Below are 13,621 nucleotides of genomic sequence, written 5' to 3' on the forward strand. Positions count from 1 at the left end.
CCCGGCGGGCGTCCCGGGTGGCGCGGGCGGGCCCTGGGAGGCTTCGGTGGGTGTGTCGGGTGTCGATGGTGCGCCCCCGCAGGCCCCGGCGTCCGCCTCGGTCTCCAGCCGGACGGCCCCCGCCCCCGTCTCCCCCCACCCCCGCCTGTCCACCGAGCAAGCGCTTCCCCGTAGTCCCCGCCCCCTTCTCTCCGTCGATGTCCGGGAACTGGTCCGCCTGCGCGCCCAGCACCCCGAGGCCATCGCGGAGGCCGCTGCCCGGCGGATGCGGCGGCCGTTGGTCGGGGAGTCCGGGCGGTTGATGATCGTTGCCGCCGATCACCCGGCGCGGGGCGCGCTCGGGGTCGGGGGGCGCAGGCTTGCCATGGCCAACCGGGCCGATCTGCTGGAGCGGCTCTGTCTGGCGCTGTCCCGCCCCGGTGTGGACGGTGTCCTCGCCACCGCCGACATCCTGGAGGACCTCCTCCTGCTCGGCGTGCTGGACGGCAAGGTCGTCATGGGGTCGATGAACCGGGGCGGGCTGCAGGGCGCCAGCTTCGAGCTCGACGACCGGTTCACCGGGCACCGCGCCGAGGACATCGAGCGCCTCCGCTTCGACGCCGGCAAGCTGCTCCTGCGTATCGACTACGACGACCCGGGCTCCCTGACCACCCTGGAGTCCACCGCACGCGCCATCGACGACATGGCCGCGCGCGGACTCCCCCTGTTCGTCGAGCCGTTCATCAGCCGGCGCACGCCCGACGGCCGGCTGCGCAACGACCTGTCCGCCGAGGCCGTCACCAGGTCCATCGCCATCGCCTCCGGCCTGGGCGGCACGTCCGCCTACACCTGGCTGAAGCTGCCGGTCACCGACGACCCCGACGACATGGCCGAGGTCATGGAGACCTCCACGCTCCCGGCCGTACTGCTGGGCGGGGAGGTCGGCGACGACCAGGACGGCGCGTACGAGAAGTGGCGAAGCGCGCTTCGACTCCCCACCGTGCGGGGCCTGGTGGTCGGCCGCTCGCTGCTCTACCCGGCGGACGGGGACGTCGCCGCCGCCGTGGACACCGCCGTAGGACTGTTGTGAGGGCCGCCGCATGAGCCATGACCTGTATCTGCCCAAGGGCAGCACCACCGAGGGGGAGCACGTCCTCGCCATCGACCCCGAGCGGGCCGGCTGGACCCACAGCAGTCTGCGCATCGTCGAGCTGGAGCCGGGCGGCGGCACGCACACCTTCGCCACCGGTGACAGCGAATGGATCGTGCTTCCGCTGCAGGGCGGATGTACCGTGCAAGCAGAGGGAAACGAGTTCCAACTCCTGGGCCGGGAAAGCGTGTTCGCGTCGGTCTCCGACTTCGCGTACGTGCCCCGGGACACCCAGGTCCAGATCGCCTCCGGCGCGGGAGGCCGCTTCGCCCTGGCAGGAGCGAAGTGCGAGCGACGACTCCCCGCCCGCTACGGCCCCGCGCCGGAGGTCCCCGTCGAGACGCGCGGCAGCGGCACCTGCACCCGCCACGTGCGCAACTTCGCCTCCGCCGACAGCTTCGAGTGCGACAAGCTGATCGCCGTAGAGGTGATCACACCCGGCGGCAACTGGTCCTCGTACCCGCCGCACAAGCACGACGAGCACCGCCCGGGCGAGGAATCGCAGCTGGAGGAGATCTACTACTTCGAGATCGACGGCCCGAACGGCCTCGGCTACCAGCGCGTGTTCCCCTCCCGCGAGGGCGGCGCGGACGTCCTCGCCGAGGTCCGCTCCGGCGACGCCGTCCTCGTCCCCGACGGCTGGCACGGCCCGTCCATCGCCCAGCCCGGCCACGACATGTACTACCTGAACGTCATGGCGGGCCCCGGCGCCACACGTGAGTGGCGGATCTGCTTCCACCCCGACCACGCAGAAAGGACAGGGGGTTACCGATGACGGTGAAGACCTCGACGACGAGGCTCACGGTCGGCCAGGCGCTCGTCCGCTTCCTCGCCGCCCAGTACACGGAACGCGACGGCGTACGGCAGCGGCTGATCGGCGCGACCTGGGGCATCTTCGGCCACGGCAACGTGGCCGGCCTCGGCCAGGCGCTCATCGAGTACGGCGATGTGATGCCGTACCACCAGGGCCGCAACGAGCAGTCCATGGTGCACGCCGCCGTCGGCTACGCCCGCCAGTCCAACCGCCTGTCCACGCACGCGGTGACGACGTCGATCGGCCCCGGCGCCACCAACCTGGTCACCGGCGCGGCCCTCGCGACCATCAACCACCTCCCGGTCCTCCTCCTGCCCGGCGACACCTTCGCCACCCGCCCGGCCGACCCGGTGCTCCAGCAGCTCGAGGTGCCGTACGCGGGTGACATCTCGGTCAACGACAGCCTGCGTCCGGTGTCGAAGTACTTCGACCGGGTCACCCGCCCCGAGGCCCTGATCCCGGCCGCCCTCCAGGCGATGCGCGTCCTCACCGACCCGGTCGAGACGGGCGCGGTCACCCTCGCCCTCCCGCAGGACGTCCAGGCGGAGGCGTACGACTGGCCGGACGAGTTCTTCGCCGAGCGCACCTGGGTCGTACGACGCCCGGGCGCCGACCCGACCGAACTCGCCGAGGCCGTCCAGGCGATCCGCGCCGCCAAGCGCCCGCTGGTCATCGCGGGCGGCGGGGTCCACCACAGCCGCGCCGAGGAGGCCCTCGCCGAGTTCGCCGAGGCCACCGGCATCCCGGTCGCCTCCACCCAGGCCGGCAAGGGCTCCCTGCGGTACGACCACCCGCAGGACGTCGGCGGCGTCGGCCACACCGGCACCTCGACCGCCGACGAACTCGCCCGCACGGCTGACCTGGTGATCGGCGTGGGGACGAGGTACACCGACTTCACCACCGCCTCCGGCACCCTCTTCGCGGGCCCCGACGTCCGCTTCCTCAACCTCAACATCGCGCCCTACGACGGCCACAAGCTCGCCGGGATGCCGCTGGTCGCGGACGCCCGCAGCGGCCTGGAGGAGCTCACCGAGGCGCTGGAGATCCACGACCACCGGGTCAGCCCGGCGTACGTCACCGAGTACACCGAGGACAAGGAGCGCTGGGAGCAGCGCGTCGACGCCTGCTACGAGGCAGACGAGATCGACGTACGCCCCACCCAGCCGCAGGTGCTCGGCGCCCTGGACGCGATCGTCGACGAGTCGGACGTGATCATCAACGCGGCCGGTTCGCTCCCCGGCGATCTGCACAAGCTGTGGCGGGCGCGCTCCCGGGACCAGTACCACCTGGAGTACGGCTACTCCTGCATGGGCTACGAGATCCCCGCCGCGATCGGTGTGAAGCTGGCCGCACCCGAGCGCAACGTGTGGGCGCTGGTCGGCGACGGCACGTACCTGATGATGCCGACGGAGATCGTCACGGCCGTGCAGGAGGGCGTCGCGATCAAGATGCTGCTCGTGCAGAACCACGGGTACGCGTCCATCGGCGGCCTGTCGGAGTCGGTGGGCGGCGAGCGCTTCGGCACCGCGTACCGCTTCCAGGCGGACGACGGTACGTACACGGGCGCCCCGCTCCCCGTCGACCTGGCCGCCAACGCCGCCAGCCTCGGCATGCGCGTCCTGCGCGCCAAGACGGTCCGCGACCTGCGTGAGGCGCTCGCCGAGGCGCGGGCCGCCGACACTCCCACTTGTGTCTACGTCGAGACCGAAACGGCAGACACAGTGTCGGGCGCGCCTCCGGCGCAAGCCTGGTGGGATGTTCCTGTGGCCGAGACCGCGACCCGCCCCTCCGCGGTCAAGGCACGTGAGCTGTACGAACGGCACGTCTCTACCCGACGCCGCCATCTGTGAAGGAGTAACCGGGCATGACGAAGATCGTCAACCACTGGATCGGCGGCAAGACCGTCGAGGGCGCGTCGGGCACGTACGGGCCGGTCACCGACCCGGCGACCGGCGCGGTCACCACGAAGGTCGCGTTCGCCTCCGTCGAGGAGGTCGACGCGGCGGTCGCGGCGGCCAAGGACGCCTACCTGACCTGGGGCCAGTCCTCGCTGGCCCAGCGCACGTCCATCCTTTTCAAGTTCCGCGCGCTGCTGGACGCGCACCGCGACGAGATCGCCGAGCTGATCACCGCCGAGCACGGCAAGGTGCACTCCGACGCGCTCGGCGAGGTGGCCCGTGGTCTGGAGATCGTGGACCTGGCGTGCGGGATCAACGTGCAGCTGAAGGGCGAGCTGTCGACGCAGGTCGCCAGCCGTGTCGATGTGGCGGCCATCCGGCAGCCCCTCGGTGTCGTCGCGGGCATCACGCCGTTCAACTTCCCGGCGATGGTGCCGATGTGGATGTTCCCGATCGCCATCGCGTGCGGCAACACCTTCGTGCTGAAGCCGTCCGAGAAGGACCCGTCGGCCTCCCTGAAGCTCGCCGAGCTGCTGGCCGAGGCCGGTCTGCCCGACGGCGTCTTCAACGTCGTCCACGGTGACAAGGTGGCCGTGGACCGCCTTCTGGAGCACCCGGACGTCAAGGCGGTGTCCTTCGTCGGCTCCACGCCGATCGCCCGCTACATCCACACCACCGCTTCCGCGGTCGGCAAGCGCGTCCAGGCCCTGGGTGGCGCCAAGAACCACATGCTGGTCCTGCCGGACGCCGACCTCGACGCCGCCGCCGACGCGGCGGTCTCCGCCGCCTACGGCTCCGCCGGCGAGCGCTGCATGGCCATCTCCGCCGTCGTCGCGGTCGGCGCCATCGGCGACGAACTGGTGGAGAAGATCCGCGAGCGCGCCGAGAAGATCAAGATCGGCCCGGGCAACGACCCGACGTCCGAGATGGGCCCCCTGATCACCAAGGTCCACCGCGACAAGGTGGCGTCCTACGTCGAGGGCGCGGCGGCCGAGGGCTGCGAGGTCGTCCTCGACGGCACCGGCTACACGGTGGAGGGTTTCGAGGACGGCCACTGGATCGGCATCTCGCTCCTCGACAAGGTGCCCACGTCCGCCAAGGCGTACCAGGACGAGATCTTCGGCCCGGTGCTGTGCGTCCTGCGTGTCGACACGTACGACGAGGGCGTGGCCCTCATCAACAGCTCCCCGTTCGGCAACGGAACCGCGATCTTCACCCGGGACGGCGGCGCCGCCCGCCGCTTCCAGCTGGAGATCGAGGCCGGGATGGTCGGCGTGAACGTCCCGATCCCGGTCCCCGTCGGCTACCACTCCTTCGGCGGCTGGAAGGACTCCCTCTTCGGCGACCACCACATCTACGGCAACGACGGCACGCACTTCTACACCCGAGGCAAGGTCGTCACCACCCGCTGGCCCGACCCGGCCGACGCCCCGGCGGGCGTGGACCTGGGCTTCCCGCGCAACCACTGACGCCGTACGCCGGTGCCCCGCAGCCCCTGACCGAGGGGAGGCGGGGCACCGGCGTGCTCAGCCCTGCTGCTGGGCCTTCTTGAACTCGTCGGTCATGTCGGCGGTCTCGGAAGCGGGCGGGGCCGTCACCTCGGCCGTCCTGCCGAACTTCTCGAAGTCCATGGTGACCTTCATGGTGCCGAGCTCCTGGATCAGGCGGACCGGCAGGTCGTCGTCGCCGACCCAGATCTCCATGGTGATCGAGTCGCTGCCGCCGGTCATCTCGTTCACCAGCGAGTCCTCGCCGCTGAAGGCATCCTTGAACTTGCCCATCTGCTCGGGGCCGACCACGGCCCGGTAGTGGGTGGTGGCCTTGCCGTTCACGGTCGCGGTGCCGAGGTCCTCGACGTCATCGGCGTACTTCAGGCCCTTCATGGACGCCGACGGGCTGCCGTTGCTGCCGCTCAGGGCCTGGGCGCCCTTCTCGCCGAACAGGGCGGAGCCGTCGATCCTCATCCACTCCTTGCCCGCGAGCGGGCCGGATTCCTGGGGGTCGATGTCGTAGTAGTAGGCGCCGTCGACGAACAGCATGCGCATCGTCGGGTCGTCCTGCAGCGTCTGCATCTGGGCCGCAGCGGTGTCCATCTGGAGGTCGAACGCGAAGCCGTCACCCCAGGAGTACGTCCCGTCCGTGGCGACCGACGTGCCGTTGCCCAGGGTGGTCGTCATTCTGACCTCGGCCGAGCCGAGCTGTTCGGTCCGGTCGGTGGCACGGCTGAGCGCCGCCTTGATCTGCGCGGCGCCCTTGTCGGCGACCTCGCCCGCCTTCTTCCCGGCCTCCTTGGCGGTGTCCGACGCGGAACCCCCGCCGCACGCGGCCGTCGCGACCATGACCGCCGCCGTGAGCCCCACCCAGGCAACCCGGTTGTTCAGCTTCATGCCTGTCCCCACCCGAAATTCTGTGTGCCGTCTGTGCCCACGACTGTAGACGCCGCCACTGACACCGCTGGATGCCGGGTGCGGGCACTCTTCCGCCCGCTTTCCCTGCCGCTGTACTACAACGGCTGCCGCCGTACCGCGCCTGGTGTACGCCGACGGCATCCCGTACGCCTACGGGAGGTGCGGAGTTCGGCCTCCGGTCGACATCTCGCCGACAGTTCAAGCCCGTACCGTTGAGCCATGGATCTTCGACTGCCCGGGCGTCCGACGCGGCTGGCCGCCGCCGTGGCCGCCGTGGCCGTGCTCGCCGGTGCCGGCACCTGGACGGCCGTCGCCTCGGACGACGCGCCCCCGGTCCATCGCACCGACCGGGTCATGGCCGTCGACGGGGTGCGGCTGGACACCTCGTACTTCACCGCCGGCGACTCCGGCCGCCGCCCCGCCGTCCTGCTGGGGCACGGCTTCGGCGGCAGCAAGGACGACGTCCGCGAGCAGGCCGAGGACCTGGCCCGCGACGGCTACGCGGTGCTGACCTGGTCGGCGCGCGGCTTCGGCAAGTCGACCGGCAGGATCGGCCTCAACGACCCCAAGGGCGAGGTCGCCGACGTCTCGCAGCTCATCGACTGGCTCGCCGAGCAGCCGCAGGTGCAGCTGGACAAGGCGGGCGACCCGCGCGTGGGCGTGGCCGGCGGCTCCTACGGCGGCGCAATCGCCCTGCTCGCCGCCGGCCACGACGAACGGGTCGACGCCATCGCCCCGGCCGTCACCTACTGGAACCTCGCCGACGCCCTGTTCCCAGGCGGCGTGTTCAAGAAGCTGTGGACCGGCATCTTCTTCAACAGCGGCGGCGGCTGCGCCAAGTTCGAGCCCGAACTGTGCGCGATGTACGAACGGGTCGCCGAGTCCGGCACGCCCGACGCGCAGGCACGTGAGGTGCTGGAGGAACGCTCCCCGTCCGCCGTGGCCGACCGCATCAAGGTGCCCACCCTGCTGGTGCAGGGCCAGACCGACTCCCTGTTCACCCTCGCCCAGTCCGACGCGGCCGCGCGGGCGATCCGCGCGAACGGCGCCCCCGTCGACGTCGACTGGATCGCGGGCGGCCATGACGGCGGCGACCCGGAGACCGACCGCGTCCAGGCACGCGTGACAGCCTGGTTCGACCGCTACCTCAAGGGCGACAAGGGCGCCGACACCGGCCCCGCCTTCCGTGTCACCCGCACCGGAGGCATCGACTCCACCGACGGCGCCGCCCAGCTGCGCGGGGCGAGCGCGGACAGTTACCCCGGCCTGGACAGCGGCGACCGCTCGATCGCGCTCACCGGCGACGAGCAGACCTTCGCCAACCCGCCCGGCGCCAGTCCGCCCGCCGTCTCCGCCCTGCCCGGCCTCGGCGGCACCGGCGGCCTGGCCCAGCTGTCCTCCCTCGGCGTCGGCGTCTCCCTCGACTTCCCCGGCCAGTTCGCCGCCTTCGACTCCGCCCCCGTCGCCGACGACCTGCGGATCACCGGCTCCCCGACGGTCACCGTGCGCGTGAGGTCGACGTCCGATGACGCCGTCCTCTTCGCCAAGCTCTACGACGTCGGCGCCGACGGCGCCCAGCAGATGCTGCCCTCCCAACTGGTCGCCCCGGTGCGCGTCGAGGGCGCCGAGGAGGGCAAGGACGTCACGCTCACCCTCCCGGCGATCGACCACGAGGTCGACAAGGGGCACCGGCTGCGCCTGGTCGTCGCCTCCACCGACCTCGGCTACGCCTCCCCGGCGGCTCCGGCGACGTACACCCTGTCCCTGAAGGGTGACCTGGCGGTCCCCACCGCCCCCGGCGTGGCCACCGCCGCCGCCCCGCTCCCGTCCTGGGTCTGGTGGCTGCCCCTGACCGGCGCGGTCATCGCCCTGGCGCTGCTGCTGACGGCCCGCCGCCGCACCGCCGCGCCGGCGGCCCCGGACCCGGAGCTGGCGGACGTGCCGCTCCAGATCACCGACCTCAGCAAGAAGTACAGGAACGGCGACCGCTACAGCGTCCGCGACCTCTCCTTCCGCGTCGAGAAGGGCCAGGTCCTCGGTCTGCTCGGGCCGAACGGCGCCGGCAAGACCACGACCCTGCGCATGCTGATGGGCCTGATCAGGCCCGACGGCGGCGAGATCCGCGTCTTCGGACACGCGATCCGCCCGGGCGCGCCGGTGCTGTCCCGGGTGGGCTCCTTCGTCGAGGGAGCGGGCTTCCTGCCGCATCTGTCCGGCCGGGAGAACCTGGAGCTGTACTGGCGGGCCACCGGCCGCCCGCCCGAGGACGCCCACCTGGACGAGGCGCTGGAGATCGCCGGCCTCGGTGACGCGCTGGCCCGCGCCGTGCGCACGTACTCGCAGGGCATGCGCCAGCGCCTGGCCATCGCCCAGGCCATGCTGGGCCTGCCGGACCTGCTGATCCTCGACGAGCCGACCAACGGTCTCGACCCGCCCCAGATCCGCGAGATGCGCGAGGTGATGATCCGGTACGCGGCCGGGGGCCGCACGGTGATCGTGTCCAGCCATCTGCTGGCCGAGGTCGAGCAGTCCTGCACCCACCTCGTGGTCATGGACCGGGGCCGGCTGGTCCAGGCGGGCCCGGTCCACGAGATCGTCGGCTCCGGCGACACGCTCCTGGTCGGCACCGCCACGCCCGTGGAGGACCCGGTCGTGGAGAAGGTGGCCGCGCTGCCCGGCATCGCCTCCGCCGTCCGCACCGACGACGGACTCCTCGTCCGCCTCGACACCGACGGCTCGGCACAGCGACTCGTCGTCGAACTGGTCCGCCTCGACGTGCCCGTGGCGTCCGTCGGCCCGCACCGCCGCCTGGAAGACGCCTTCCTCACCCTGATCGGAGGCTCCGCATGAGCACCCTCACCGAGGTCGCCTCCGGCTACCGGGCGAGCCGCACCCTGCCGCTGCGCGTCGAACTGGCCCGCCAGCTCAAGCGCCGCCGCACGCTGGTCATGGGCGGCATCCTGGCCGCGCTGCCCTTCGTGCTGCTGATCGCCTTCGCGATCGGCGGCGAACCGGGCAGCCGCAACAACCAGATCACCCTGATGGACACGGCCACCGCGTCGGGCGCCAACTTCGCCGCGGTGAACCTGTTCGTCTCCGCGGGCTTCCTGCTGGTCATCCCGGTCGCCCTGTTCTGCGGAGACACGGTCGCGAGCGAGGCCGGCTGGTCCTCGCTGCGCTATCTGCTGGCGGCGCCCGTGCCGCGCGCCCGGCTGCTGTGGTCGAAGCTCGCGATCGGACTGACGCTCAGCCTCGCCGCGATGATCCTGCTGCCGGTCGTCTCGCTCGCCGTCGGCACGGCCGCCTACGGCTGGGGCCCGCTGGAGCTGCCCACCGGCGGCTCGCTCTCCCCGGGCACGGCCGCGCAGCGACTGGTCGTGGTCGTGGCGTTCATCTTCGTCTCCCAACTGGTCACCGCCGGACTCGCGTTCTGGCTGTCGACGAAGACCGACGCCCCGCTCGGCGCGGTCGGCGGGGCGGTCGGCCTGACGATCGTCGGCAACGTCCTGGACGCCGTCACCGCCCTCGGCGACTGGCGCGACTTCCTGCCCGCGCACTGGCAGTTCGCCTGGGCGGACGCCGTCCAGCCCACTCCCGAGTGGTCCGGCATGATCCAGGGCACCGCCGTCTCCGTAACGTACGCGCTGGTGCTGTTCGCCCTGGCCTTCCGGGGTTTCGCCCGCAAGGACGTGGTCTCCTAGGTCAACGGAAGATCACCTACCGGTCTCGACGGCCCGTCTCCGTGCCCTCTTCGAGACGGATCCGCAACGCTTCGTCACGCACGTTCCGGCCTCCTGCCGCGTCACAGTCACAGAAGTCGACACCCACGCGCACAGGGGGCACCGGACATGGACACGCAACGGACACGACGAGCGCGCGCCGCGCTGATCGCGCTCACCGCGGCCACCGGACTGCTGCTCACGGCCTGCGGCGCGGGCGACTCCGACCGCGCCTCGGCCGACCGCGCGGACCACAAGGGCGGCTTCCCGGCGCCGGACCGGCCGGAGCCGACCGCCGGACCGTACGGAAAGCGCGACGGCGAGAAACAGGACCACCTCTCCACCTTCGCCCTCGACGTCGACACCGCCTCCTACGGCTACGCCCGCCGCGCCCTCGCCGACGGACAGCTCCCCGACCCCGCCACCATCCGCCCCGAGGAGTTCGTCAACAGCTTCCGCCAGGACTACGAACGCCCCGACGGCAACGGCTTCTCGGTCACCGTCGACGGCGCCCGCACCGGCGACGGCACCTGGTCCCTGGTCCGCGTCGGCCTCGCCACGCGCGCGGCCGACCCGCGCGAACGCCCGCCCGCCGCGCTCACCTTCGTCCTCGACGTCTCCGGCTCGATGGCCGAACCCGGCCGTCTGGACCTCGCCCAGAAATCCCTGAACACCATGACCGACCGGCTGCGCGACGACGACTCCGTCGCCATCGTCACCTTCAGCGACCGGGCCGAGACCGTCCTGCCGATGACCCGCCTCGACGGCAACCGCGGCCGGATCCACACAGTCGTCGACGGCCTGGAGCCCACCTACTCCACCGACCTCGGCGCGGGCGTCCGCACCGGCTACGCCACCGCCGTCGAGGGCCTGCGCAAGGGTGCCACCAACCGGGTCGTCCTGATCTCCGACGCCCTCGCCAACGACGGCGACACCAGCGCCGACGCCATCCTCGGACACATCGACTCCGCCCGCCGCGAGCACGGCATCACCCTCTTCGGCGTCGGCGTCGGCAGCGAGTACGGCGACGCCCTCATGGAACGCCTCGCCGACAAGGGCGACGGCCACACCACCTACGTGTCCAGTGAGAGCGAGGCCGCCGAGGTGTTCAGCGAGCAGCTCCCGCGCCATGTCGACCTCACCGCCCGCGACGCCAAGGCCCAGGTCGCCTTCGACCCGGAGACGGTCGCCGAGCACCGCCTCATCGGCTACGACAACCGGCAGATCGCCGACGACGACTTCCGCGACGACCGCGTCGACGGCGGCGAGGTCGGCCCCGGCCACACCGTCACCGCCCTGTACGCCGTCCGCACCAAGCCCGGCGCCAAGGGCCACCTCGCCACCGCCACCGTCCGCTGGCAGGACCCCAAGGACCGCACCCCGCACGAGAGGTCGGCCCAACTGGAGGCCGACGCCCTGCACTCCAGCCCGGCCGAGGCATCCACCGGCTTCCAGATCGCCGTCACCGCCGCCTACTTCGCCGACGCCCTGCGCCGCGGCCACGAGCGGCCTCCCCTGCCCGACGCCCCGACCCTGACCGAACTCCGCGAACGCGCCGACACCCTGGCCCGCAGGACCGAGGACAAGGCCGTACGCGAACTCGCCGCCACGATCGACCGGGCAGCCGCGCTCGGGGGCTAGCGCAGATCCTTACCAGTGAGTAAGTTGCCTGCACCGCTTGCCAGTCCACCGGGAGCCGCCATGGGCGTACGCAGGGATCTGAATCGGGCACGAAGGCGCACCGACCTCATGGCGCGAGCCGAGGTCGAGATCGTGCGGGACGAGCACGGGGTGGTGCGTGAGGTGCGCGCCGCCCCGCTGGCCCCCCGCATCACCACCGGCAGCATCGCCGACCTGCCCTTCACGCACGCCGCCGAGACGCCCGACGAGGTGCTGCTGCGCCGCCGCGCGCCCGACGGCACCTGGCGGCCGGTGACGGCCGCCGCGTTCGCCGCCGATGTCACCGCCGCCGCCAAGGGCCTGATCGCCGCCGGCCTGGAACCGGGCGGCCGGGTCGCGCTGATGTCCCGTACCCGCTACGAGTGGACGGTCCTGGACTTCGCGATCTGGTCGGCCGGCGGCCAGACCGTCCCCGTCTACGCCACCTCCTCCGCCGAACAGGTCGAGTGGATCGTCCGCGACTCCGGCGCCCGCCACGCGATCACCGAGACCCCCGGGAACACCGCCACGGTCAGGGAAGGGACGGCCGCGCACCCCGAACCCCCGCGACTGTGGGAGCTCGACGCGGGCGCCCTCGCCGAACTCAGCGCACTCGGCAGCGACATCCCGGACGAGGAGGTCACCAAGCGCCGCGCCGCTCTCACCCCAGACACGATCGCCACCATCTGCTACACCTCCGGCACCACCGGCCGCCCCAAGGGCTGCGTCCTCACCCACGCCAACCTGCACGCCGAGTCCGCCAACGTCCTCGAACTCCTCCACCCCGTCTTCAAGGAGGTCACCGACCAGACCGCCTCGACCCTCCTCTTCCTGCCGCTCGCCCACATCATGGGCCGCACCCTGCAGATCTCCTGCCTGATGGGCCGCATCGAGACCGGCCACTTCCCCAGCGTGAAACCCGACGAACTCCGCCCCGCCCTCAAGGAGTTCCGCCCCACCTTCATCGTCGGCGTCCCCTACCTCTTCGAGCGCATCCACGACGCCGGCCGCGCCACCGCCGAGAAGATCGGCCGCGGCTCCTCCTTCGACCGCGCCGAACGCATCGCGGTCCGCTTCGGCGAGGCGTACCTGAACAAGTACCTCGGCACCGGCAAGGGCCCCGGCCCTGGCCTCTACGCCGCCTGGGCGCTGTACGACCTGCTGGTCTACCGCCGTATCCGCAAGGAACTGGGCGGCCGGCTGCGCTACGCCATCAGCGGCGGCTCCCCGCTCGACCGCACCCTCAACCTGTTCTTCTACGCGGCCGGCATCCTCGTCTACGAAGGCTACGGCCTCACCGAGACCACGGCCGCCGCCACCCTCGTCCCGCCCCTGAAACCCCGCCCCGGCACCGTCGGCCGCCCCGTCCCCGGCACCGCGGTCCGCATCGCCGACGACGGAGAGGTGCTGCTCAAGGGCGGAGTCGTCTTCGGCTCCTACTGGAACAACCCGGCCGCCACCGATGGGGTCCTCACCGACGGCTGGTTCGCGACCGGCGACCTCGGCGCCCTCGACGAGGACGGCTATCTCACCATCACCGGCCGCAAGAAGGACCTCATCGTCACCTCCGGCGGCAAGAACGTCTCCCCGGCCGTCCTGGAGGACCGGCTGCGCAGCCGCCCCCTCGTCGGCCAGTGCCTGGTCGTCGGCGACAACCGTCCCTTCGTCGCCGCCCTGATCACCCTCGACCCCGAGGCGGTCGCCCACTGGCTCGCCGTACGTGAACTGCCCGCCGACACCCCGATGTCCGAGCTGGTCCACGACCCGCGCCTGCGCGCCGAGGTGCAGGCCGCCGTCGACTACGCCAACCAGGCCGTCTCCCGGGCCGAGTCGATCCGCGCCTTCGCGCTGGTCGAGGGGGAGTTCAACGAGGAGAACGGCCTGCTGACCCCGTCACTGAAGCTCAAACGGCACGCGGTGACGGCGGCGTACGGGGAGCGGATCGAGGAGCTCTACCGGAAGTGACCCAGGGGTGTGGCGCCAGAAGCAAGGGG

At 71.9% G+C, this 13,621-nt stretch carries 9 protein-coding genes; 8 read left to right on the plus strand and 1 reads right to left on the minus strand.

Annotated features, from left to right (window positions below; all coding sequences use genetic code 11):
• Window positions 1–145: 145 nt before the first annotated feature.
• Genes ACH5AC_RS09925 through mmsA form a run of 4 tightly spaced genes read left to right on the plus strand, consistent with a single transcriptional unit; the run spans window position 146 to window position 5,310 of the window.
• On the plus strand, window positions 146–1,069 hold the full coding sequence (locus ACH5AC_RS09925; RefSeq protein WP_398861629.1) for a deoxyribose-phosphate aldolase: 924 nt from the start codon (window positions 146–148) through the stop codon (window positions 1,067–1,069).
• A gap of 10 nt (window positions 1,070–1,079) precedes the next feature.
• The gene (gene iolB / locus ACH5AC_RS09930) at window positions 1,080–1,904 is read left to right on the plus strand and encodes a 5-deoxy-glucuronate isomerase (RefSeq protein ID WP_398861224.1); all 825 of its coding nucleotides are present in this window, start codon (window positions 1,080–1,082) and stop codon (window positions 1,902–1,904) included.
• Window positions 1,901–3,793 carry a 3D-(3,5/4)-trihydroxycyclohexane-1,2-dione acylhydrolase (decyclizing) gene (gene iolD, locus ACH5AC_RS09935; protein ID WP_398861225.1) on the plus strand — a complete coding sequence of 631 codons (1,893 nt, stop codon included), beginning with the start codon at window positions 1,901–1,903 and terminating at the stop codon, window positions 3,791–3,793. Before iolB ends, iolD begins: the two co-directional genes overlap by 4 nt.
• A gap of 14 nt (window positions 3,794–3,807) precedes the next feature.
• Window positions 3,808–5,310, plus strand: a complete 1,503-nt coding sequence (gene mmsA / locus ACH5AC_RS09940) for a CoA-acylating methylmalonate-semialdehyde dehydrogenase (RefSeq protein WP_398861226.1) — start codon at window positions 3,808–3,810, stop codon at window positions 5,308–5,310.
• 57 nt (window positions 5,311–5,367) lie between these two features.
• On the opposite strand, the gene ACH5AC_RS09945 is transcribed toward mmsA, so the two are convergent.
• Window positions 5,368–6,228: a hypothetical protein gene (locus tag ACH5AC_RS09945; protein ID WP_398861227.1), complete on the minus strand. Its 861-nt coding sequence runs from the start codon at window positions 6,226–6,228 to the stop codon at window positions 5,368–5,370.
• A 240-nt stretch (window positions 6,229–6,468) separates the two neighbouring features.
• Between ACH5AC_RS09945 and ACH5AC_RS09950 the strand changes: the two genes are divergently transcribed.
• The 4 genes from ACH5AC_RS09950 (at window position 6,469) to ACH5AC_RS09965 (ending at window position 13,592) form a co-directional block, all read left to right on the plus strand.
• On the plus strand, window positions 6,469–9,099 hold the full coding sequence (locus ACH5AC_RS09950; RefSeq protein WP_398861228.1) for an alpha/beta fold hydrolase: 2,631 nt from the start codon (window positions 6,469–6,471) through the stop codon (window positions 9,097–9,099).
• Window positions 9,096–9,950: an ABC transporter permease gene (locus ACH5AC_RS09955; protein ID WP_398861229.1), complete on the plus strand. Its 855-nt coding sequence runs from the start codon at window positions 9,096–9,098 to the stop codon at window positions 9,948–9,950. Before ACH5AC_RS09950 ends, ACH5AC_RS09955 begins: the two co-directional genes overlap by 4 nt.
• A gap of 147 nt (window positions 9,951–10,097) precedes the next feature.
• Window positions 10,098–11,609, plus strand: a complete 1,512-nt coding sequence (locus ACH5AC_RS09960; protein ID WP_398861230.1) for a von Willebrand factor type A domain-containing protein — start codon at window positions 10,098–10,100, stop codon at window positions 11,607–11,609.
• A 60-nt stretch (window positions 11,610–11,669) separates the two neighbouring features.
• Window positions 11,670–13,592, plus strand: coding sequence for an AMP-dependent synthetase/ligase (locus ACH5AC_RS09965; RefSeq protein ID WP_398861231.1), 1,923 nt, complete (start codon window positions 11,670–11,672; stop codon window positions 13,590–13,592).
• The last annotated feature ends 29 nt before the right edge of the window (window positions 13,593–13,621 follow it).

This window comes from Streptomyces sp. NPDC018693 (assembly GCF_044391385.1).
GTDB lineage: Bacteria > Actinomycetota > Actinomycetes > Streptomycetales > Streptomycetaceae > Streptomyces.